We start from the raw sequence: 22,081 nt of genomic DNA on the forward strand, positions 1-22,081 counted from the left end.
ATGCGATGGCGCAATAGTAAAAGAAGCTCAAACGTAGAAGACCGTCGAGGACAACCAGGGGTAAGAAGCTCTGCTTCTACAGGCTTGCTCGTTGCGCAATTGTTCCGTTTTCTGCCTTTCCTTTTAAAAAGCAAGGTAGGGCGAGTGGTGTTACTTGGTGGCGTTCTGTTCTTTGGGTATCAAGCTCTTATGGGAGATGGTGACCTGATGGGACAAATTGCAGGCACGCCAGCAGTGACGCAACAGCCAAACAACTCAGCAGATAGCCAAGCGTTAACGGATGAGAATGCCCAATTTGTTGCGGCCATACTAGGGACGACCGAAACGGTTTGGAGTGAACTGCTGCCTAATGGTTATTCGGAGCCTACTTTAGTGTTGTACAGTGGTTCTACAATGACAGGGTGCGGCGTGGGTAAGGCGGTGACAGGGCCGTTTTATTGCCCAGCAGATCGGAAAATATATCTAGATTTGAGCTTTATGGATGAGCTTAAAAGACTCGGAGCACCGGGAGACTTTGCCTTCGCTTACGTAATTGCTCATGAAGTTGGCCACCACGTACAAACACTGCTTGGCACCAACAATCAAGTTCGCCAATTGCAACAGCAATCCTCTAGAGTTGAAGCGAATGAATTGAGTGTCAAACTTGAACTGCAAGCTGACTGCTACGCTGGCGTATGGGGATTCTACGTCAATAATGAGATGAAACTGCTTGAGTCTGGAGATATGGAAGAGGGGATTGCTGCGGCAAGTGCTGTGGGCGATGACCGATTACAATCTATGGCAGGGCAAAGTGTACAGCCCGATAGTTTTACTCATGGATCTTCAGAGCAGCGGGTCGAGTGGTTTCAAAAAGGCTTTCAATCGGGTGATCCAAACCAATGCCAAACATTCGAAACTAACTGAGCAATGATGAGAGAGAATTATACAGTTTGAAGGTCAAGCAACCGTGATCTTGGTTTTGCTGTTTACAAAGAGTGAAACCAGACGGGAGCTTGACCTTACTTATCGAGTTTTGTTGCGAACTTGCTTTACCACATCAAATCGTCTGGCACGACGAAATCTGCGTATGGGTCATCTTCTGCTGGGATATCTGACTCAGGCTCTTTCTGTTCAATGATCACAGACTCGTCACGCTGAGCAATCTTGTTTGCAACAGGGCGAGGAATAACTACATAGCTCTCACCGACGATGGCAATCGCCAAGATACCTTTGATCAATTGATCACGGATGATTGAATCGACGTAAAGCGACTTCACAAGTGTACCGTGTGTGAAGTTGTATTTGATGTCGCCATCTTTCAAATCAACCTTGTTCATTTCAATCAGCTGGTTGATTTGCGCTTTGATTTCTTTGTTCAAGCGTTCTGCATTTTGTTGCTCGCTCAATTGCTTGTCACGCTCTAACTGCTGACGTTTGTTCTCTTCAACCGCCGCCTTTACTTCGCGAGCTTGAACGCGTGATTTTTTAGAGCCTTTTTTCGCTTTTTTCAGTTTTTTCTCGTTAACCAAGCCTGCTTTTAGCATCTGCTCTTGAAGGGTAAGTTTTGCCATGTTCTATCCAGTTAGTGCGCAATTTTGTGCATTTTAACCAGTCATTCGTCGCAAAGAAAGGGGCTGGTGCCTTTCTCATCTACATTGGATTGCTTGAAACAAGGGGAGCAATAGCATTGAGAAGTGGTTCAAATAAAGAACTTTATGCGATAAAAACCGGTAATATTAAATGGGATCGCGTGTTGAATATATCTATTCATACCTAGAGTTCTTATCTCTAATGTTTGTTTTATAATTTAAATATTAATTTATTGTGACGCTGTTAATATTAGTAACTATTAAATAACGTACATTTTATTTGGTTGGTTTTAAATTTGTCGATATCAGTCACAAAAGAAAAGGTAAGGAAATAAACTTAATTAATGATCCTTTACCATAATGGGATGACTCTCATCATTTAATATTGTTGCTAGTAATGACCGATATATTGCTGTCTTTCCCGACGAATGTTTTCTTTGCGCCTTTTGTTTTTCTTCTTCTTATTATGTGCATTGATCTCATCTTCAACGTGGTAGATGTAGCCGTTGCAGATATAGAATTATTCGAATCAGGCAGCCTATTTAGCGGTGGGCTTTTATTACCACCTATTTTATCCAAAGTACCCTTGGCGGTGGGTTTGTGTGTTAGTTTCTTTTTCGCCACTATTCTATCGTTTTACTCATCATCTTCCCTAAATCAACACCTTAGTTCTGTTTTTTTGACGGTTGCGGAACTTGTCTCTATTCCAGTTAACTTCTACCTATCCTTGTATATCAGCGCGAAGCTATTAAGGCCCTTAGCGCCACTTTTTGATAAGAGTAAAGCTTTTGCAAAGGTCGATTTTATTGGAATGAAAGCAAAAGTTCACAGCAGTGAGGTGAACAGTCAACGCGGTGAAATTATTGTTCATCATAATGGCAGCGAATTTTTACTGGATGCACGGATTTTGGAGTCTGATGCACCCATTGAATATGGGAACGATGTTGTGATCGTTTCTCTCAATAAACAAAAAAAATATTACATTATTAATCAGTAGCTAGAAAATTAAGGAGCAGCTATGCAGATTTCTCCAAGTCTGATATTCCTTGGGATTGGTATCGGGATTTTTTTGATTATTCTTATCTTTCTCACCACCCGATATAAAAAGGTTCGAGGTGAAGGCGACGCACTAATTGTCAATGGACTGCATGCCACGCGCGCTTCTCTAACTGGTACTTTTGTATGGCCAGTGATCAACAAATTTGAGTTTATGGATATTACTCGTAAGAAGATCTCTGTTGTTCGAAGTGGACGCAAAGATCAAGAAGGCGAAGAATACGAAGGCCTTCATTGCCGAGACAACATTCGTGCGGACCTTAAAGTTGATTTCTACATCGGTGTGAATCACGAAGAAGAAGATATTGTTCGTGTTGCTAAACTTTTTACTGCTCATGATGCTTCTAACCTAGAGCGCCTAAAAGAGCACTTCCAGCCTAAGTTCTCTGAAGCACTGAAAACGGCAGTAAAACAGTTTGAATTTGAAGAGCTGTTAACGAATCGCCGCGCTTTCCGTGATGCCGTTGTTGAAGTCATCGGTAGCGAAATGGATGGCTTTAAGATCTACGACGTTGTTATCGATAAAGTTGACCAAACCGCGCTGGACGCCCATAGCCCGGGCAACATTCTTGACGTAGAAGGTATCCGTAAGATCTCTGCCATTACAGCGCAAAAGAATACGGAAACCAACGCGATTCGTCAGGATGAACGCACAACGATCAAGAAGAAAAATGTTGAAGCTGAAGCAAACCGCTTACAGCTTGATAAGCAAGAAAAAGAGAGTATTGCCCGCACTCAGCGTGAAATCGATATTATCAAAGCGCAAGAAGAAGCGTTGGCCGCTGAAAAACGTGAAGAATATGAGCGAATCACCAAGCTAGCGGAGCTGGAAACTGAAGAAGAAGTGGCCAAGAAGCGCGAAAGCGTCGAGATGGAAGTCGAGATGACGCGTATCGCAAACCAACGCCAAGTGGCAATTCAACAAGAAGAATTGAACCGTTCAGTAGAGACTGAGCGAGTTCGTACTTCTACGGAGGTTGCTGAGCGAGAAATGCAGAAAGAGACGACGGTAGAAGAAGCGATGAAGTCTGTCGCGGAAACTCGTTCTCAGCGTGTAGAAATCGAACGTAAGATTGCTCGCGAAGAAGAAGAGACGGAAAACCTACGCGTTAATGAGCGAGTTAACCGTGAAAAACGCATCAAACTGACGGAAGCAGAAGCGGTTGCTGAATCTGCACAGATTGAACTGCTGGTTGCCGCTCGTGCAGAGAAAGATGCCGCTCGCGAACGTTCTGAACGTATTTTGATTGAGAACGAAGCTGAGCTGAAAGTGAAAACGCGTGATGCGGAAAACGAGCTAGCGGTGAAGACACGTCAAGCCGAAGCGGAACAAGTAGTGACGACCAAGCGTGCAGAAGCTGAGTTTGTGGCGAAAGACCGTGAAGCTGCAGCAAAAGAGCGTATGGCACAGGCAGAAAAAGAGCTGATCAGTGCTACGGGTCTTGCTGAAGTGGAAGTTGAGCGCGAGCGTGCACTTGCGATCAAAGAGACGGGTGAAGCAGAAGCTTACACCTTACAAAGTGCCGGTGAAGCGGAAGCGCAAGCTCTACGTGCTAAAGGCCTGGCAGAAGCAGAAGCTCAGACAGCTCGCTTTGAGGCGGCTCAGCAATACGATGATCACACCCGTGAACACGACAAGTGGGTAATGCAGTTGCAACAAGAGAAAGACCTTGAATTGGCGCGCATTGATGCTCAGAAAACCGTGGTTGGGGCGAACGCTCAAGCCTTGGGTGAGGCGCTATCGAAAGCCGATATCCGTTTGTTTGGTGGTGAAGGAATGGAGCAAATCCGTCGCACTATCATGGATGCCGCTGTCGTCGATGCGAAGTTTAATGAATCAGAGGTTCTTAACCCACTGGTCTCAGATTATGTGAATGGCAACCGTAGCCTGCCGCAAGACATCAAAGACGTTTTAGAGAGTACAGAACTGAAAAGCAGTGACTTGAGTAATGTCGCGCTCGCGAGTTTACTGAATTCACAAGGTGGCGCTGCGGAGCTAATGAAGAAAATACAAAGCTCCCTAGATACGACAACCAGCGATAAATCATAATTTTCACTCTCTCTAAAAAATCCCGCTTCTTCGTAAGCGGGATTTATAGGTATTAGCATGTCAGATATGACTCAAAAAGCGGTGAGTGATGCTGGTGCATACGATGTTTTAAAGACGCGTTTGTTGCAGCAAGGCAGCCAGCTAAAGTCTCTCTCCCAATCCTTCAATCAGCAACGCCAAGAAACGTTTGGCGGCCAAGATTTTAAATTGATCGGCAAGGTCAATGTTCAAACCGATGCTAAGTGCATTCCAATCGATATGGCTCAGGTAAACCAGCATTTATTGTTCGGTTATCATGTGCAAGTTGGGATGAAAGCGACGCCTTCATTAGACGATGTGTTTGGGCTTTATCACCTCCATGAAAATGAAGGGACATTTCGTGTTGAGCCGCTTCCACTTGAATCCAGTTTTTTATCCGATTCCCGTTTTACCCATGAATTGACGGAACTGTTTACTTACTACCGAGACGCAAAGCTTTCTCAAATCTCTCGTCAAGAAAGCACGCTTTATATCGCCTTCCAAATTGGCATGCGTCCAGAAGACAGAAAAGTTTTCCGTTTTCAGATCAACGCTCATTCTATCGAGTACATTGATTCCCTGGGTCAGAACGCCTTAACCAGTGTTCCTCAACATGATTTTGATTGGATCCCAACAACGCGAGATGACCACGTGCTTGGCGATCATCCGCACGTGTCTATTCAAGATAAGTTGTTTGTTGAATGTGTTGGCGGGGACTTAACCATCAAGGTCGAAGACAATACCAAAGATGGTAAAGGTATCTATAGAGAAGACGTTGAAGACCCACACCAAAGCGTGGCTGACGCACACATCGATTACGCGTTTGTCGGAGACTTAATTGCGCTACGAGTAAAGCCAAACCGAGAAAAGCACGCTCGATACTTCCTCTACAATTCAGTGACTCAGTCCGTCGTAAGGGCTGATGCATTAGGGGGAAGCGCAAAAACGCTACCTGAAGATCATGGCGTGCTGTACGCCAATGGCTACGTTCTATCTAATGGTGAAGACAAACAGTTCGCCTTTGACGCTGACCAGCTCAAGTTTTTCCAGCAGATCACGTCACCGAATGGTGAAGACATTCTTTATATCTTTTTCAACGCCGTTGAAGGTTATTACATCGCGTACACCTACAACTTGATTGAGAAGAAATTTGAAGCACCAATGGAGAGCCACGGTTACAGCTTATACCCAGATGGCCGCTGGTTAGTGTTTCAATTGTCTGAGAATGAAGAGGCGTCGACCATCCACCCGATGAGGATTTGGGATACGCCATTTTCTACCCCAGAGCACTATGCGAAAGTCAACGCGCAAACCCAAGGCAGCAGTCCACTGTTCAATCTTGGTAATACTGAGTTGGTTCGAGCGCTGTCTTCTGTTCTTTCGATTTGCCAATTAGCGCAGAGTGAAGAAGTAACTCAAGCTGCCTATGAAGTACTTATCAAGCAGTGTCGCTCGACCCTCGATCACTACACTTGGCTCAATCATGATTACGCTTGTGGAATAGGCAGTGCGATCAATGATCTCATGGGGACTACCGATAAGATCATCGATGAGTTTGCCAAAGTTCAGCAGTTACAAAAACATGCTTCCAGCAGCCTTGATGAGCAAAAATCGGCAGTTTCCGAGCTCATTGGCAAAATCAAACTGGCCCCAAAAGAGCAAGCGAACACATTACTGAGTTTGCTTAGTGAAGTAAAAGGGCAAGTCGGTGTGACTATGTCGCTCCGTCAGCAACATTACATTGATGAAGTTCAAGTTGACCGTTTGCTTGAAGAATTACAGGCACAGCGCGAGTCACTTAATCTGCATTTGCTCACCCTTCTTCAAGACGAAAAAGCGTACGTCCCTTTCAAGAAGCAAATTCAAAAAATTGAATTACAGCTCGAAGAAGTAACTAAAACGGCGGAGATTCAGAAGCTTAATGAAGAAGTGGAAACGCTTCGTCATGAGCTCCAGATAGTGACGGAAGAAGTCACGGACATCGAAACCGAAGACCCGACACAAGCAACTCGAATCTTAGACCTTACCACAGAAGTAACGTCGCTACTTAACACTGTTTCAGCCAAGCTAAGAGCAAAATCTCAAAGCTTACAAAGTGAAGAAGCTCAAGCGGAATTCAGTGCTCAATTTAAGCTGCTCAGCCAGTCTGTGAGCAGTGCAATGGAGCAAGCGTTAACGCCAGATGATTGTGATACCCAGCTTGCTAAGCTCGTTGGGCAACTGGATAAGTTAGAGTCGCGCTTCGCGGATTTCGACCAGTTTTTAAGCGAGATTTATTCAAAGCGTGATGAGATCCAATCAACGTTGGATAACCACAAGCAGCAGCTCATTGCAGGTCAACAACGTCGAGTACAAAACTTACTTCAAGCTGCCAACGTCACCATGAGCAGCATAGAAAAACGCGTTGAGCGATTCGATGATGTTGCAGGGCTGAACAGCTACTTTGCCACCGACGCAATGGTTCTCAAGCTACAACAGTTGTCTCAGACTATTCGTGAGCTTGGCGACAGTGTCAAAGCAGACAGCGTTGACTCAAAATTGAAGTCGCTTCAAGACCAATCGCTACGTGCATTACGAGATAACCAAGACATCTTCGAGAAAGGTGGAACGGTTCTGCGCTTGGGCAAGCATAGATTTAGCGTCAACCAGCAACCACTTGACCTCAGCTTGGTCGATCAAAGTGGTGAGTTGGCGCTACACATCTCCGGTACGGATTTTTACCAAGCGGTAGAAGACAAAGCATTTCTCGATCTGCAAACCGTCTCTCGTTTAGACGTTGCCTCAGAGAGTGAGGAAGTCTATCGAGCGGAGTATCTGGCGTACTTAATCTTGCATCAAGCGTCTATCAATCAAGATGGGCAGAGCCTAGATAAGCTTTATGATGCCTTGAGAGAAAATAAGTTGAACGAACTTGTTCAACGCTTTGCAGCACCACGTTATCGAGAAGGGTATGTCAAAGGTATCCACGATCATGATGCGGTCAACATTTTACGTAAAGTGCTGCCTGTTTATCAGCAAGCGGGGTTATTGCGTTACAGCCAAACCGCGCGCTCGAAGGCCATCTTGTGGCTATTAGAGCAAGATGCTGACCAAATAGATCATTATCAACAACAGGCGCAAAACGCGAAGTTATTGCGAGAGCATTTAAATGCATCGCAAGCGTATCAAGAGCTGCAAAAACAACTGGTTGATTCCCTAAATGATGATCAACATGAAGCCGCTGACTACCTTGCGCAGCTATTGAGTGAGCAAGATTGGCAAATCGAAGTGAGTCAGGATTCCCTTTCTCTCTGCGAAGATTATTTGCAATTTAGACGCAGTTTGGGCTGGCAACCTCAACCGCTCAGTTTTACCGAGTCATTTAACGATCATCATCAGTGGTTAAGTGCGTACACTGCGAAAAAGCAATACGGTCAGGCATTCGTATGCGAAGCGGCGACGGTGGCAGTGGTGAATACCTTGTCTGAGAAAAGGCTAGCCAGTGTCGACTTTTCATTGGTGTGTCATGTCGAAGGGTTACTGGGAGAGCACACCCTAATTAGCAAAGGCAGTTTAGAGCTCGTATTGGATGACTTTATTCAAAGAAACGAACATCACCGAAGCTCTGTGGTTCCGAGCTTTGAAGCTTATCTATCCCAGCGCACCCAGTTGTTGAGTTCTGCAAAGGAAGATTTCCGTCTTAGTGAGTTTAAACCTCGCCCATTAACGTCATTTGTACGCAACAAGCTGATCAGTGAGAGTTACTTACCTCTTATTGGCGACAACTTTGCTAAGCAAATGGGTACGTTAGGCGATAAAAAACGTACTGACTTGATGGGGATGCTACTTCTTATCTCTCCGCCTGGTTATGGTAAAACGACGTTAATTGAGTATGTTGCACACAAATTAGGTTTGGTGTTCATGAAGATCAATGGCCCATCCATCGGTCATCAAGCGACATCCCTCGACCCCGCTGACGCCCCTGATCAAAATGCGGCTCGCGAAATTGAGAAAATTAACCTCGCTTTCGAGATGGGCAACAACGTGTTGCTTTACTTGGATGATATTCAACATACCCATCCCGAATTCTTACAGAAATTCATCTCACTCTGTGATGGCACGCGTCGCATAGAAGGCACTTGGAAAGGGAAAACGAAAACCTACGACATGCGCGGCAAAAAGTTTGCTGTCGTGATGGCGGGTAACCCGTACACAGAGAGTGGCGAAGCATTCAGAATCCCAGATATGTTGGCTAACCGTGCGGACATCTACAACCTCGGTGATATGCTCTCTGACCAGAAATCGATCTTCGATTTAAGCTTTATCGAAAACTCGCTCACCTCCAACAACGTGCTTGCGCCTTTAGCAACGCGAGACCTGAATGATTTGTACCGCTTTGTCAGAATGGCAGAGGGAGAAAGCATCGCGCTGAGTGAGATGAGCCATTCTTATTCTGCGATCGAATCGGGCGAGATCGTGACAACCTTGCAAAAACTGATCATGGCGCAGCAAATTGTCTTGAAGGTGAATCAGCAGTACATCAAGTCAGCCGCAACCGCGGATCAGTATCGTGTCGAACCTCCGTTCAAGCTGCAAGGCTCGTATCGAAACATGAATAAACTGGCGGAGAAAATCTCGTCAGTGATGACTGACCAAGAGATGCATACGCTGCTTCAAGATCACTATCAGGGTGAAGCACAAACGCTGGCCGCGGGTACTGAGGAAAACCTACTCAAGCTTGCAGAGCTGCGTGGTGACATGACGGATGAACAGCAAGCACGTTGGTCTGAAATCAAAGAAGGGTATCAGCGTCAGCAAATGATGGGTGATTCCGAAGACCGAGCAGGACAGGTTGTGCAGCAACTTGCTATGTTGAATCAGCATGTTGCTCGATTTGGTCGTCATGATCAGGAGGGGAGCTAAATGGATCGACAGAAATGGTCAGCGTGGCTAGAGGCTTCGATACAAGATTATCGCCTAGATGATAGTGAGCGAAGAGAGCTCCAATCAGAGCTGCAGGACTCGGTATTAAGTCATGAAGACCGCTCCTACCTGCGTAATATGAGCTTTAAGCTCGTGCAGCAAGAAATCCAAAATCAAGGTGATGCAGCCGCTTTAGTTCGTTGGTTGGAGCGCGTGGTCAAGGTTTTAGACAATGTCATGAGTCAGAACTCGGCAGACACCGCGTCGAGCTGGTTTTCTCCGGGTAGAGCGTGTGCGTCCGGCATCATTGAACAGCTGAAGCTGGCTCGTCACTCGGTGGACATTTGTGTTTTCACTATCGCGGATAACGACTTAACCGATCAGATCCTCGCCGCGCATAAAAGAGGCGTGGCGGTCCGAATCGTGACCGACAACGACAAGATGTACGATAAAGGCAGTGATGTTGAATACCTTGCAGCACAGGGCGTGGCGGTCAAAATTGATACGACTCGATACCATATGCACCATAAGTTCGCGATCTTCGACCAACAGAGGTTGATCAATGGCAGCTTTAACTGGACACGCAGCGCTTCTAAATACAATCAGGAAGATATCACGCTTACCGACGACCGCAGGTTTGTTTCTGCGTTCTTAAGACAATTTGAAACGCTATGGCAGAAGTTTCCTTGCCATAAGCCGTCATAAATATAGGGAGATCCCATGACCGAATTGATGAATTCTGAACATCAGGTACTTGAGGTGGACGCTACTCCTCAAATCGTCGCACTCGCAGAGCAATTTGATGCGTTTGATAGCGTAGCGACGATCACTTTTGGTAAAGAGGCGCTGGAAAAAATCACCGCTTTCTCTGACGAAGTGTTAGAGCAAGTTCGTGTTCGCGACAGTGGTGAAGCGGGCGATATTTTGCATGCAATGGTATCGTCCATGGACAGCGCTGAATTTTCAAATTTGGGCAAAACCAGCTTGTTATCGAGGCTTCCTTTAGTCGGTGAGCTTTTTGATTCTTTCAAAAAATTCTCGGCAAGTTTTGATTCAGTGAAAAGCCAATTGGAACAGCTTTCAGGACGTTTAGAAGCACAAGAGATGAAGTTGGCTCATGATATTAGCCAGCTCGATACGCTCTATGACCATAATTTAGAGTTGCTCGGCGGATTAGAGCAGTACATCGCCGCTGGTAAGTACAAGTTAAACCAGCTTACGCAAAATGTATTACCAAGCTTACTGGCACAATCTGAGCAAAGTGGTGATGCGTTAGATGCCCAGAGATACCGTGATGCGACTCAAGCCGTTGCGCGTTTAGAAAAGCGCGTGCATAACCTTGAGCTCACTCGCCTTGCTGCTATCCAAACCGCACCTCAGATTCGATTGTCTCAAGAAGGCAATAAAATGCTGATGGAAGACATTCAAGATATCGTGCACAACACTTTCCCATTGTGGAAGCGCCAATTCTTGATTGCGATTTCCAATTATGAAAAAGAGAAAGCGTTGAAGGTAACGCGTGCGGTGAAGGATTACACCAATAAGCAATATGTGCAAAACGCAGAGAAACTTAAGGCGTTAGAAGAACAAATTGCAGAAAACTACCAGCGTGGCATTCTCGATCTCGATTCTCTAGAGACCGTGAATCAACTGACGATAGAAACGTTGAACAATACGCTATCGCGAGTGAAGGAAGGCAGAGCGCAACGCGAGCAGGCTCAGCAAGTGATTGAGCGAGCAGAAGCAGAACTTAAACAAGCGCTTGAGCAAACCTTGTAAGGTGAACCATCAAGAAACCACTCCCTCACTCATTTTTTATCTACTTTTAACGAGTAATAGAAAATAGGGAGTGATTTTTTGGTAAAAGAGACAGCGTGGCTTTATCCCGAACTTAAGCGACTGCGGTGATTGCGCTTACATGTGACCAGAACCGTGGAACATGCCACCGAACATTCCGCCAAATATCATCCCTAAAATGCTGAAGATGATCCCCAGAATGATCATCGCAGGAATTGAAGCGATAGCGAACTTGACCATAAAGATCACCATCGACATAAATGGCATTTTAATATCAACAACCGTCACTTCTTATTTTGAATTTTCATCAGACACGAGCGTTCTCCTAAATTTGCATTCTGAATATGCAGCCAGTTTAATACACCTAAACACAAGAAAACGTTGAACTACTTTGCGCTTTTCTCTTTATGGGATAACAACTGATTAATTTGGGAAATACGGCACGCTATGAATCGCTATCAGAAGCGGATAAAACCTTTTCAGAAGCGGGTAAACCCTTCAACCAAGCGCCGGATAATCGGTATAGCCGTGTTCATTACCACCAAAAAGCGTAGAGCCATCCAGTTCAGCCAGAGGTTGTTGGTGCTGTAAGCGCGCCACCAAATCTGGGTTAGAAACAAACGGGCGTCCAAACGCGACTAAATCCGCATAACCTTTCTCAAGTACCTCGTCAGCACGCTCTTGGGTGTAACTGCCCGCGACGATAATCGTGTTGGTGAAGTATTCGCGCAGCTCGATACGGAAGCTTTCTGGAATCACCGGAGCGTCGTCCCAATCTGCTTCAGACAGGTGCAAGTACGCAATATCAAGAGCTTGAAGCTGTTTCGATGCATCGAGGATGGTTGGCACAATGTCTGGGCAGTTCATGTCCTTGAAAGTGATGAATGGTGCGAGTCGTACTCCCACTTTGTTGGCACCGATGGCTTCGCTCACCGCATCGACCACTTCTAATAAAAAGCGAAGTCGGTTTTCGCGAGTACCGCCGTAGCTGTCGGTTCTTTGGTTTGAATTGGTACGCAGGAACTGGTCAATCAGGTAACCATTCCCGCCGTGGATTTCGACGCCATCAAAGCCTGATTCCATCGCACGTTTCGCTGCGTGGGCAAAATCCCTTACCACACGGTCAATATCGGCTTGAGTCATCGCTCGTGGCTCTACACAATCGACCATGTTGCCGTTGCCTTGCTCGTCGGCAATCCACACTTGGGTTTCTACTGGTTTTAGTGCGGATGGGGCAATAGGCTGTTCCCCTTTTTGGAATCTCGGGTGTGATACACGGCCAACATGCCATAACTGACAAAATATAGCAGCGCCTTGCTCTTTTGCTGCTTGAGTGACGGTTTTCCAGCCAGCCACTTGTTCATCAGTGTAGACGCCTGGTGTGAACGAGTAACCTTGCGAATCTTCTGAAATCTGGGTGGCTTCAGAGATGATTAACCCTGCGGTAGCGCGCTGCTTGTAGTAAGTCGCCATCATTTGGTTTGGAATGTTGCCCGGTTGGCTAGTGCGCGCTCGGGTCATTGGTGCCATGACTACGCGGTTTTGTAGAGTCAGTAGTTTCAGCTGTGCTGGTTCAAATAGTTTGCTCATTATCTTTTATCCAGTCGTATTTGATGGACTCAGTATATTAGGTAGAAGAAATTTGATAATTGGGTAATATTTGAATTTATTATTCAGATCAGTCGAATAATGAGGCTTTAGGAGAGAATGTGGACAAGTTTTCGGATATGTCGCTGTTTGTCAGCATAGTGAAGAACCAAGGGCTGGCGGCGGCTGGCAGAGAGCTCGGCTTATCGCCAGCAACAGTAACGGCAAGATTGCAGTCGCTGGAAGACCGTTATGGGGTGAAATTACTTAATCGCAGTACAAGGCATATCTCACTGACGGACTCTGGCGCTATGTACCATCAGGCGTGTCTGGAAATCATCGACAGCGTTAAAGAGATGGAGAACTTACTCCAAACTGGCACCAAAGAAGTGCGCGGCACACTTAAAATCTCGGCTCCTCGTGATATTGGTAAGCAATATATTTCACCAATACTGTCGGAATTTAGTCAGCTCCATCCCGATGTGATCCCTTACCTGTATTTGAACGATAATCTATCCAACTTGGCGGAGTCCGGTTTGGATATTGTTATCCGATATGGGGAGCTAGCCGACAGTAACCTTATCTCTCGCAAACTGGCGTCCAGTCGCCGAGTGCTTTGCGCTTCTCCTCAGTATTTGGCAAAGAAAGGCACGCCGATCACGCCACAAGATTTAGCACAGCACGATTGTTTAGCCATGGTCCGCAGCAATGAAGAGTTGAAAACATGGCACTTTCAAGATGAAGAGCAGCACAACGTTGTTACTGTCGTACCGAAGCGGTTTTCTGATGATGGCGAAGTGATTCGTCAATGGACGTTAGATGGCGCAGGTATTGCGTTGAAATCGATTCTCGATGTGCAAGAAGACATTAAACAGCAGCGTTTAGTGACGGTGTTAAATGGCTATATGAAGAACTTCAACGCCTCAACTTCTTCTGCAGGCGCAGATTTGAACGTGATTTACCTGAGCCGCCAGTATCAACCCAAGCGACTTCGTTTGTTTTTGAACTTCTTGATTGAGCGTTTTCATAGCCAGTTTCCGGAGTAAGCAAGGCTTAGACGGCAACCTGCAATTGAGGCCATGTGATTAGCCAGTTTTTGGATTCTACCCGAGATTGAAACAGCGTTAATGTTCGCTTGGGATTGTAAGTAATCTGACTTTCAAACAAAGACTCAATCCCGAACGCTGAAATGCACTCTATCTGGTTTTTTCCGTTCAATCTGGCAGCGACCGCTGTCTCTTTTTCTGGCCAGTAACTCATCGCATCTAAGGTACTTTGGTATGGCTCATCACCATTCCTTAGGTGCATGTTTGCTTGATTGCGAACTTGCCAGTTGAGCTCTGGCATTAGGGCGTTTAGTTGAGCTTCGTATTTGAGGTAGGCTTGTTCGTCCAACTCATTCAGATCGAAATAAACCACATCAAGATCGTTTAATGGTGTTGGATTATTCTTTTGATGAAGGTGGTCCCACACTAGGTTTCGTACAAAGCCCGCAGCAATATAACAATCTGGTAAATCTAGCGAGCGGACGCATTGCAATGCTTGAATGCGACGTGGATCTTCTGCCAGTAACTGAGCAAGTTTATCTTCAAGCATCGTTATTGTTTCGCTGGTGGTAGTTCAATGCCTAGTTCATCGCGTTTTCGCTTACTCAAACCAAGTGCAACTAATCGATAAGATTCTGATAAATAGTACTTTAGCTCTTCGTCTAGGCGTCCTGAGGTTTCCGTTTGCTGAATCCATTTCATACCTCGGTTTGCGAAATAAGGGGCAGGAATGTAGCCCTCATAATCACTTAAAAAGTCGAAGTTTAAAGGAGAAGTTTTAAACGTAAATGCCGGCTGCTTTTCTTTACTCCAACCGCCAATGGCAAATACCTTTCCACCGACTTTCCAAACGTGCGCATCACCCCATTGAACAACATGAGAAGTAGCAGCGAATGAGCCACAGAATTGATTAAATTCATCGTATGTCATGGTCAACCTTAACTTATGAGAATTACGGTGTTGGTTAGGTTAGCACAGGTTGATTGGTCTTGATGTATCACGATTCATTGTAAAGCTTTAAAGGTTGGATTCTGTCTGAACTTTTTGCTTTAACTCAGGTAGAGTGAAATTTAAATAATTTTACGTTATAGATAATTTGAGTAATGTGAGCTTTTCTCCTCGTAGGATTGGACTCCTATATCCTTTCTTACGTGATTGCTGAGGTCGTTAATGTAATACCTATCAATATTGATTTTTTTAATTAAATTCAATTCATTCAATAGTATAGATTCTATTTTTCGAGTTTTTAACAATATGTTCTTCAATTGAATTTCCTTGTTCGACCATTTGATGTCAGTATTATCGAACCAACAAAGCTCCATTACGAACAACGATTTATTACAAGTATTATAAGTAGAGATTATGGACAATAGACTTCGCTATCTTTCAGCGCTTCATTACTTTGAATCTGCTGCTCGACTAAAAAGTTACAGCAAAGCGGCTGAGGAGCTTTGCATCACTCAGGCTGCGATAAGCCAAAAGTTGAGGCAGTTAGAACAGCGTTTGAGTTGCAAGCTGTTCATTCGACGTGGACGTGAAATGCATCTGACGGATAAAGGGCAAATTCTTCATCAACACGTTAATGATGGCTTCAAAAACATCATTACAGGTCTAAATCGTATTCAAAACGAACCGGTAGAAGGCGTGTTGAATGTGAGTGCTCCACGTTCTTTTTCCACTCGTTGGCTTATGCCAAGGTTATGGAAATTTACAATGGAGTACCCACACATTCCTATCCGAATGCAAAACCTCCAGACCATGGACATCAGGCACACTGAAACCGATGTACTTATTTGGCAAGGTGATGGAGATGCAACCGAATTAGGGTTGGAGCAAGTGACGTTATTTGAAGAAGAAATCTATCCTTACTGCTCTCCGCAACTTGCTGAATCAATAAAGTTTACCCATCCTGAACAGTTACAACGTTGTTGGCTGATTGACTTCCACTCAGAGGCATTCAATTGGGATCAGTGGTTTAAAGCTGCCAACGTTGATACTCAAAAAGACAGACTTCAGTGGATGGAGGTTGGCACCTTTGATATGGGAATCAATGCTGTGGTAGCTGGTCACGGGGCGTGCTTAGCAACAGATAGTGTTTGTGCCGACTTTATTGAAAGAGGTATGCTAGTGAAACCTTTTGATATTGGTTTAAAGCCAGGTGTTCGTTACTCGGTAATTGATGACCCATCTTCTTCGCGCTCTTTGCGTATCAGTGCGTTTAAAGCGTGGCTAATGAAAGAGCTTTCTTTTAAGTAATCATCAACTTTTGAATTCAAATTTAAGCCGTAGAGACCTGTATGCTGAGATAGCTATGTAACCAAAAAATATTGTTATTCAAAGTTGAATGTTCAACAGGTTCAAAAATTAGGGGGGCTTAGGTGTCACATAAAAAAGACACACATCTGTGTGAAGTTGGCAAGTGTCTATTTGAGAGCTTCTGTTCATTTTTTGTTGGGTTAAATCACATACTGACACATTCAAAATCGGTACATGACCGATGAAATAACCATATAAAAAGTCATATTTTTGGTGTCACAGATGATTGGCGTATTTTTCCCTAATAAATGCCTAGTCTAACGTGCAAATTATCTGTTAATTCATCACGGTGATGAACGTCATATAACTTGATACAGTTTGGCCAATTTAGCGTCTGTGGGGGTGTTTACACACTTCTTCACTGTCATAAGAGCCGAATGGTATGGTTAATGATGTAAACTTCACCTTTGATGTGTCTGGGTTCTCAGGTGCATTTAAAGTCGAAAGCTTCCGGATTACGGAAACAGTCTCTTCTCCCTTTGAAATGAACTTGACGGTGTTGTCCGACGACGATGCCATCACGTTTGAAGCCTTAAGTCGAAAAATGGGCGTCCTGAGCCTGTTCGGTCAAGGTGTAGGAACGGCTCGCCAGTTTAACGGCAGTATCTCTGAGCTTCGTTACTTAGGCTCTGGCCGCCGCTTCTCGCGTTATCATATTACCTTGGTTCCACACCTCTGGTTTCTCACTCAGCGTCAGGACTGTCGTATCTTTCAGATGCAAGCGGCGCCTGACATTATTCGTCAGGTTTTTGATGATGCAGGCATGAGCGATTACCGCTTTGAGCTGTCAGCGCAATATGAGGCGAAAGAGTACGTTCTTCAATACCGAGAGAACGACCAGCATTTTGTGCAGCGATTAATGGCAGAGCATGGCCTCTGGTATTATTTCGAACATAACGAAGCTGAACATACCATGGTCATCGTCGATAGCAACGATGCGATACCAGAGCTTATCAGTTCACCTACTAATGCTTCTTACCTAGGGCCAGTGATTTATCATGCCCAAGGTGGTGGCACGCCAGATCGAGAACACATCTTCGACCTCGAACAAACGCATCGTACTCGCACTGGCATCGTCAGCTATGGCGATTACAACTACCTCACGCCGAAAATCCCACAAGGAAAAAGCGCTGATGAAGGCCCGAACTTTGATTTGCAGCGCTACGACTATCTTGGTCGTTACACAACGCCAGAATTAGGTCAGCAGCGTGTAACAGAGTGGATGTCCGAATACACGGTGGACAGCCATCAGATTGAAGCTGCGAGCGATATCATGCGTCTCACCGCAGGCTACAGCTTCGATATCAGCCAGCACCCTCGTTTAGGCATCAACCGTGATTACCTCATGTTGACGGTGATGCACACTGGCTTTAACCCTCGTGTGCACGAAGAAGAATCGAGCGATGAGCCTACAACTTATCACAATCAGTTTGTCTGCTTACCACGAGATGTGACATTCCGTGCGCCTAAAATGGCGTCACCTATCGTTGATGGCCCTCAAACTGCGGTTGTGGTCGGCCCTGCGGGTGAAGAAATCTACACCGATGAATATGGACGCATCAAAGTTCAGTTCCATTGGGATCGCTATGCGCAAAGTGATGAGCATAGTTCATGTTGGCTACGTGTCAGTCAATCAATGGCAGCACCCAACTGGGGCGCAGTGTATTTACCTCGCATTGGTCATGAAGTGATTGTGACCTTCCTAGAGGGTGACCCAGACCGCCCGTTAGTGACGGGGGCGGTGTACAACGGTTTACATACGCCGCCATACCCATTACCAGAAAACAAAACACGTACCGTTTTTAGAACCCAAAGCCATAAGGCTGAAGGTTATAACGAAATGTATTTTGAGGATGAGAGTGACCAAGAAGAGGTTCACTTCCGCGCTCAAAAAGACATGAAGACCAAAGTGCTCAATAACCGTTATCGAGACATCGGTAATGATGAAGAACTAAAGGTCGGCAACAATCAAGAAAACAACATCTTAGGCGACCGTAAAGAAGTCATTGATGGGCATAAAACCTCCATCACCAAGCAAACCTTTATGGAGCAGGTAGAGAAAGATGTTCACGTTACTTACAACGCGAATGAATCCGAGAAAATAGCCAACAACCGAGATTTATACATCGACGAAAATCGTCAAACTTTGATTGGTAAAGACGATTCACTGGATGTAGGGCAAGACCAAAACACGGTAATCATGGCATCGCGCTCTATTGATGTGGGGGCTGACGATACACATAGTATTGGCAATAACCTCAGTGTCGAAGTCAACGGCAATACCTCTATCCGCTCTGATGGCGAAACCGCGGTGGTCTCAGCGGATGAAATCAAGGTCCTCGTCGGCGCATCCAGCTTAGTGCTAAAGAGCAGCGGCAACATCCATTTAAACGGCACCTCCATTACGATTGATGGTGCGAGTAGTGTCACCGCAACGGGTGGAAAAGTAGACATCAATCCGGGCGGCGCGGCAAACGGTAATAACAGGGTTTCTACAAGAAGACCAAGAAAACCATCGCTGGCGATGAAACCGATGCCTGTGATGTCACCCGCGGCGTATGCCGGATTGGTTGAGGAAGGCAGTTTACTACAAGAAATTTGTGATTGTGGGAGTGGAAGAACATGCCAATTACACAGCTAAACCCTGAATGGGATATTAAACTTATTCCACCATTATTCTCGTCGGGTGACGAAAAGCTTTACGTGCTGATTGAACCTACATTATGGCCTGAGTGGGAGGAATCGTTATCCGACTGTGAAGCTGTTCCACTTTTTGCTAAAACTCGATTCGCAGCCGTTGGTAATGGCCCTCTGTTAGTGGAAATTCTCGAGAAACAGAAGCTAGAGACTGTGCAAAACCACCTAGAAGCAACGCCTTCTGGCTGCCTTGTTGTTACCGCAAATTCGATAGATATAGAAAGTCTTGCCACATCTTTACGAAATCGTCTTTTTGTCCAGCATGGTCAAGCGCAAGCTATGATGCGGTTTTATGAGCCTCGTAAACTTGTCATGTTCATTGGTTCATTGAATTCGAACCAAAGGCAGCAGTTCTTCCCATTACTGACTCGAATCCAATGGTTTGACCGGCAGTGGTTGGGCGCTTCATGGCAAACACCAGAGAAGAGTCAGAATATTCCAGTGACTTGGGATCTAACGCCGTCACAAATACAAACCATGAACTTAATCTCAGCCCATTGGCAAGGAGTGAGCGCCTAATGAGCAAAACTTACACCATCAACGCAGGCGATACTCTACTTAAAATCGCGATTGAGCAAGACGTGGACTTCACAACATTGCTTGAACTGAACCCCCAATACCAATCGAACCCTGACTTTATCCGTATCGGCGAGGCGCTCACGCTACCAGACGACACTCCGGTAGAAGTCGTTGAGCCCGAGCACCCTGTAGAGCCAGTTTCAGATATGCGAGAGCTGGCTTCGGACAGCCCCTTATTCGCACCCCCTCTCTGTCAACCTATTGATGTTCAAGATGTTATCTTCTTAACTGGGGACAGCCCTTTTGAGTATTGGTTATTAGATGAGAAAGCTGCCAAAGAACTTGAACAAGAAAGTCAAAATACGGACCTTCTTTTGGATAACTACAAGACACTACTAGAATCGGCGCCAAAAGGAGACGAGATCACTCGTGAGTCGATGGAAGCGCATGCACGGAAAAAAGAAGCTTGGCTTGCCGATGCAAACTATGCCGGGATGTTTGCAACAGAAGAGGTTCAGAATAATCCAGCAAGCCGACGAGCGGCACAAATAAGAGAAAGCCAGCCCCAAGTAAACCTCAATTCAAAGCGAGCGAGTTCATCCAAGAAATCGCTAGAAGAGCGTAAAGCGTTTGTTGAAAAGTACCACAAGACAACTTTCTTTGCTGAAGGCTCGACAGAGGCGTTAAGACAGCAAGTCCTCAAAAGTATTCAAAGCGAGATTGATTACTATCAGGGCTTAGAAGATCAGGCGGAAAGCAAAAAAACAAATGAGACAGTTACAAAGGTTAGTCTCAATGGCAACACTGTCAAAAAGGAACTCAAAACACGTAAAGTAAAAACGCACGTTGCTGAAGTCTATTCTGTTAAACAAGGCCGCTACGTATATGTACGCTCACACTTTCATGAGCGTGAGGAAAAACGCTGGCAACGTTCATATACGCATACAAATGCGATGAAGGCTCTTGAGCAAAAAGATTACAAAGGCTTTGGTAACGCCGTTGCTAAAGACATTAAACAGACAGAAAATGATCTTAAAATTACCACGCAGTTAGCGCAGTGGAAGGCAGAGGGTAATAAATGGGTTGAGTGGAAAGCGACTCAGGAATTATTGCAGTATGAAGGCAATGCCATTTTTGCCGTTAGCGCAGAGGCGCAGCTTTTTCGCTGGGGAGCTCAAGCTACCGCAGCCAGTAACTTTGAGCCAACGAAAGGTAAAATTGACATCGGTGTTGGTGCTGATGCAAGTGTATCGCTTGTAGAAGCCAAAGCAGAAGCGAACCTGTTTCTACCTTATGAAAGTGGTTTTGCTGCTCGGCTAAGCTATCGCGATGCTAATGGAGAGGACGCAACTTATTCATTTGGTTGTTTTCGGTTCAATGGGTCGGTAGGCATTGGATGCTTTGTCGGAATAGCAGCAGAAGGCGGAGGGAGTGCAGGCAACGGAAATGAAAACGGTGAAAGTGTCGGTGTCCTTTTCACTCCTCGAATTAACATGGCGAAATCCCCAAAGGGACAGGTGGGATTCAAAGTTCAAGGGTTTGCCGGAGGCAAAGTGAGCGGTCAGCTAACCGGAGCAATAGAGTGGCAAGCTCCAGAGGGTGACAACTCCCGCTCATTCAATGCGCTTGCTAAGGTGAGTTTGGCCGGAAATATTGGCGCGGGAGGTGGTTTTGGTGCGGACTTTCAACTCGCCCTCACTGGCGGCAAATTCTATTTAATGTGCTCAGGCCAGCTGGTCTGGGGCGTAGGCGGCGGCGGCGGTTTTGGCGTACTTATTGATGGCGAGAAACTGTGGGAGCTGACCCTAACTATTTTAAAAGCCTTGCAATACGTCGATTACCGTTATCTCTATAATATAAATGAAGACGCATACAAGCACTTGCTCAACTCAACGTTGGTCGCGTTTGCTAGAGACTTGGTTGTTGACCCCCCTCAGACACTTGAAAAAGCGTTACTTGCAGGTGAAACTCAGATAGAAACTTGGAAGCAAGATTTTGAAGATTGTGTGGACCGTAAAAGAAAAGCAAATGCGTTAGCTACACGCATTCTCGATGAATCGACGTTATCAGGCGTACCATTTGAACAACTCCTACCGGAAGCAGTCGGTATTATGCTCGATCTATTAGTTGAAGAGTTTTTGTTTAGTTTCAATGAGCAGCAAGAAAGTGCGATATATAAGTTGTTGAGAAAGAGTGCCTACAGCTGGCACAAGTTTGAAGAGATTTTGCAATGTATGAACCCTGCGGGTCAGGCTGTTTTAGGTGATAAAGTGATGTTTGATAACCTTGCTCGCATCAACGCTATATTGGATAACACGCAACAACATGATTTTAACTTGTGGGTCTCTCAACTAGCAGAAAAAGGTAAGAGTGATGCGACCGGTCAGCCTTATACACCGCTTAGTGGTGATGCGCTTACACGCAAGAGAGACCAAATCGCAGCTCGTGCCGATGAGTCTTTACCGTATAGATAGTCGAGAACGAAAACAAGAGGCTAGGCTGCTATAGCCCAGCCCCTTACTGTT

Annotated in this window: 16 protein-coding genes; 11 read left to right on the plus strand and 5 right to left on the minus strand. The window is 45.4% G+C overall.

What is annotated here, in order from left to right; translation table 11 throughout:
- Entirely contained in the window at window positions 1–903 is a 903-nt protein-coding gene (ypfJ, locus tag A8140_RS15770) for a KPN_02809 family neutral zinc metallopeptidase (RefSeq protein ID WP_005532321.1), read from the plus strand.
- 125 nt (window positions 904–1,028) lie between these two features.
- Here ypfJ and A8140_RS15775 read toward each other — a convergent pair whose 3' ends face one another.
- Window positions 1,029–1,550 (minus strand): DUF2058 domain-containing protein, encoded by a 522-nt coding sequence (locus A8140_RS15775; protein WP_005532322.1) that lies wholly within the window; start codon window positions 1,548–1,550, stop codon window positions 1,029–1,031.
- A 415-nt stretch (window positions 1,551–1,965) separates the two neighbouring features.
- Between A8140_RS15775 and A8140_RS15780 the strand changes: the two genes are divergently transcribed.
- Genes A8140_RS15780 through A8140_RS15800 form a run of 5 tightly spaced genes read left to right on the plus strand, consistent with a single transcriptional unit; the run spans window position 1,966 to window position 11,373 of the window.
- Window positions 1,966–2,565 carry a hypothetical protein gene (locus tag A8140_RS15780; RefSeq protein ID WP_005532323.1) on the plus strand — a complete coding sequence of 200 codons (600 nt, stop codon included), beginning with the start codon at window positions 1,966–1,968 and terminating at the stop codon, window positions 2,563–2,565.
- Between the two features lie 21 nt (window positions 2,566–2,586).
- Window positions 2,587–4,674 carry a peptidase gene (locus A8140_RS15785; protein WP_005532324.1) on the plus strand — a complete coding sequence of 696 codons (2,088 nt, stop codon included), beginning with the start codon at window positions 2,587–2,589 and terminating at the stop codon, window positions 4,672–4,674.
- Window positions 4,675–4,731: 57 nt separating this feature from the next.
- A complete protein-coding gene (locus tag A8140_RS15790) occupies window positions 4,732–9,594 on the plus strand; it encodes a DNA repair ATPase (RefSeq protein ID WP_005532325.1) in 4,863 nt (1,620 codons plus the stop codon).
- On the plus strand, window positions 9,595–10,299 hold the full coding sequence (locus tag A8140_RS15795) for a phospholipase D-like domain-containing protein (RefSeq protein ID WP_005532327.1): 705 nt from the start codon (window positions 9,595–9,597) through the stop codon (window positions 10,297–10,299).
- A gap of 15 nt (window positions 10,300–10,314) precedes the next feature.
- Window positions 10,315–11,373, plus strand: a complete 1,059-nt coding sequence (locus tag A8140_RS15800) for a toxic anion resistance protein (RefSeq protein WP_005532328.1) — start codon at window positions 10,315–10,317, stop codon at window positions 11,371–11,373.
- A 135-nt stretch (window positions 11,374–11,508) separates the two neighbouring features.
- Here the strand turns inward: A8140_RS15800 and A8140_RS25830 are convergent, their stop codons facing one another.
- Window positions 11,509–11,631: a hypothetical protein gene (locus A8140_RS25830; RefSeq protein ID WP_255960111.1), complete on the minus strand. Its 123-nt coding sequence runs from the start codon at window positions 11,629–11,631 to the stop codon at window positions 11,509–11,511.
- A 258-nt stretch (window positions 11,632–11,889) separates the two neighbouring features.
- Window positions 11,890–12,981, minus strand: a complete 1,092-nt coding sequence (locus A8140_RS15805; RefSeq protein ID WP_005532330.1) for an alkene reductase — start codon at window positions 12,979–12,981, stop codon at window positions 11,890–11,892.
- Window positions 12,982–13,100: 119 nt separating this feature from the next.
- On the opposite strand from A8140_RS15805, the gene A8140_RS15810 reads away from it, so the two are divergent.
- On the plus strand, window positions 13,101–14,024 hold the full coding sequence (locus tag A8140_RS15810) for a LysR family transcriptional regulator (RefSeq protein WP_005532331.1): 924 nt from the start codon (window positions 13,101–13,103) through the stop codon (window positions 14,022–14,024).
- A gap of 7 nt (window positions 14,025–14,031) precedes the next feature.
- Here A8140_RS15810 and A8140_RS15815 read toward each other — a convergent pair whose 3' ends face one another.
- A complete protein-coding gene (locus tag A8140_RS15815; protein ID WP_005532332.1) occupies window positions 14,032–14,574 on the minus strand; it encodes a nucleotidyltransferase family protein in 543 nt (180 codons plus the stop codon).
- A gap of 2 nt (window positions 14,575–14,576) precedes the next feature.
- A complete protein-coding gene (locus A8140_RS15820; protein ID WP_005532333.1) occupies window positions 14,577–14,954 on the minus strand; it encodes an MmcQ/YjbR family DNA-binding protein in 378 nt (125 codons plus the stop codon).
- A gap of 432 nt (window positions 14,955–15,386) precedes the next feature.
- Between A8140_RS15820 and A8140_RS15830 the strand changes: the two genes are divergently transcribed.
- The 4 genes from A8140_RS15830 (at window position 15,387) to A8140_RS15845 (ending at window position 22,030) form a co-directional block, all read left to right on the plus strand.
- Entirely contained in the window at window positions 15,387–16,280 is an 894-nt protein-coding gene (locus A8140_RS15830) for a LysR substrate-binding domain-containing protein (RefSeq protein WP_005532336.1), read from the plus strand.
- A gap of 442 nt (window positions 16,281–16,722) precedes the next feature.
- Complete coding sequence (locus A8140_RS15835) at window positions 16,723–18,981, plus strand: type VI secretion system Vgr family protein (RefSeq protein WP_005532337.1); 2,259 nt, start codon at window positions 16,723–16,725, stop codon at window positions 18,979–18,981.
- A complete protein-coding gene (locus tag A8140_RS15840; RefSeq protein WP_005532338.1) occupies window positions 18,963–19,556 on the plus strand; it encodes a DUF4123 domain-containing protein in 594 nt (197 codons plus the stop codon). Before A8140_RS15835 ends, A8140_RS15840 begins: the two co-directional genes overlap by 19 nt.
- A complete protein-coding gene (locus A8140_RS15845) occupies window positions 19,556–22,030 on the plus strand; it encodes a LysM peptidoglycan-binding domain-containing protein (RefSeq protein ID WP_005532339.1) in 2,475 nt (824 codons plus the stop codon). The genes A8140_RS15840 and A8140_RS15845 overlap by 1 nt, the downstream gene beginning before the upstream one ends.
- Window positions 22,031–22,081: the final 51 nt, after the last annotated feature.

Source organism: Vibrio campbellii CAIM 519 = NBRC 15631 = ATCC 25920 (assembly GCF_002163755.1).
GTDB lineage: Bacteria > Pseudomonadota > Gammaproteobacteria > Enterobacterales > Vibrionaceae > Vibrio > Vibrio campbellii.

What these genes read in the sequence shown, in the direction of transcription:
- A8140_RS15830 (WP_005532336.1), top strand. Translation starts at nt 15,387, where the DNA reads ATGGACAATAGACTTCGCTATCTTTCAGCGCTTCATTACTTTGAATCT.
- A8140_RS15820 (WP_005532333.1), bottom strand. Translation starts at nt 14,954, where the DNA reads ATGACATACGATGAATTTAATCAATTCTGTGGCTCATTCGCTGCTACT.
- A8140_RS15815 (WP_005532332.1), bottom strand. Translation starts at nt 14,574, where the DNA reads ATGCTTGAAGATAAACTTGCTCAGTTACTGGCAGAAGATCCACGTCGC.
- A8140_RS15795 (WP_005532327.1), top strand. Translation starts at nt 9,595, where the DNA reads ATGGATCGACAGAAATGGTCAGCGTGGCTAGAGGCTTCGATACAAGAT.
- A8140_RS15790 (WP_005532325.1), top strand. Translation starts at nt 4,732, where the DNA reads ATGTCAGATATGACTCAAAAAGCGGTGAGTGATGCTGGTGCATACGAT.
- A8140_RS15780 (WP_005532323.1), top strand. Translation starts at nt 1,966, where the DNA reads ATGACCGATATATTGCTGTCTTTCCCGACGAATGTTTTCTTTGCGCCT.
- A8140_RS25830 (WP_255960111.1), bottom strand. Translation starts at nt 11,631, where the DNA reads ATGGTCAAGTTCGCTATCGCTTCAATTCCTGCGATGATCATTCTGGGG.
- ypfJ (WP_005532321.1), top strand. Translation starts at nt 1, where the DNA reads ATGCGATGGCGCAATAGTAAAAGAAGCTCAAACGTAGAAGACCGTCGA.
- A8140_RS15835 (WP_005532337.1), top strand. Translation starts at nt 16,723, where the DNA reads ATGGTTAATGATGTAAACTTCACCTTTGATGTGTCTGGGTTCTCAGGT.
- A8140_RS15800 (WP_005532328.1), top strand. Translation starts at nt 10,315, where the DNA reads ATGACCGAATTGATGAATTCTGAACATCAGGTACTTGAGGTGGACGCT.
- A8140_RS15785 (WP_005532324.1), top strand. Translation starts at nt 2,587, where the DNA reads ATGCAGATTTCTCCAAGTCTGATATTCCTTGGGATTGGTATCGGGATT.
- A8140_RS15845 (WP_005532339.1), top strand. Translation starts at nt 19,556, where the DNA reads ATGAGCAAAACTTACACCATCAACGCAGGCGATACTCTACTTAAAATC.
- A8140_RS15775 (WP_005532322.1), bottom strand. Translation starts at nt 1,550, where the DNA reads ATGGCAAAACTTACCCTTCAAGAGCAGATGCTAAAAGCAGGCTTGGTT.
- A8140_RS15840 (WP_005532338.1), top strand. Translation starts at nt 18,963, where the DNA reads ATGCCAATTACACAGCTAAACCCTGAATGGGATATTAAACTTATTCCA.
- A8140_RS15805 (WP_005532330.1), bottom strand. Translation starts at nt 12,981, where the DNA reads ATGAGCAAACTATTTGAACCAGCACAGCTGAAACTACTGACTCTACAA.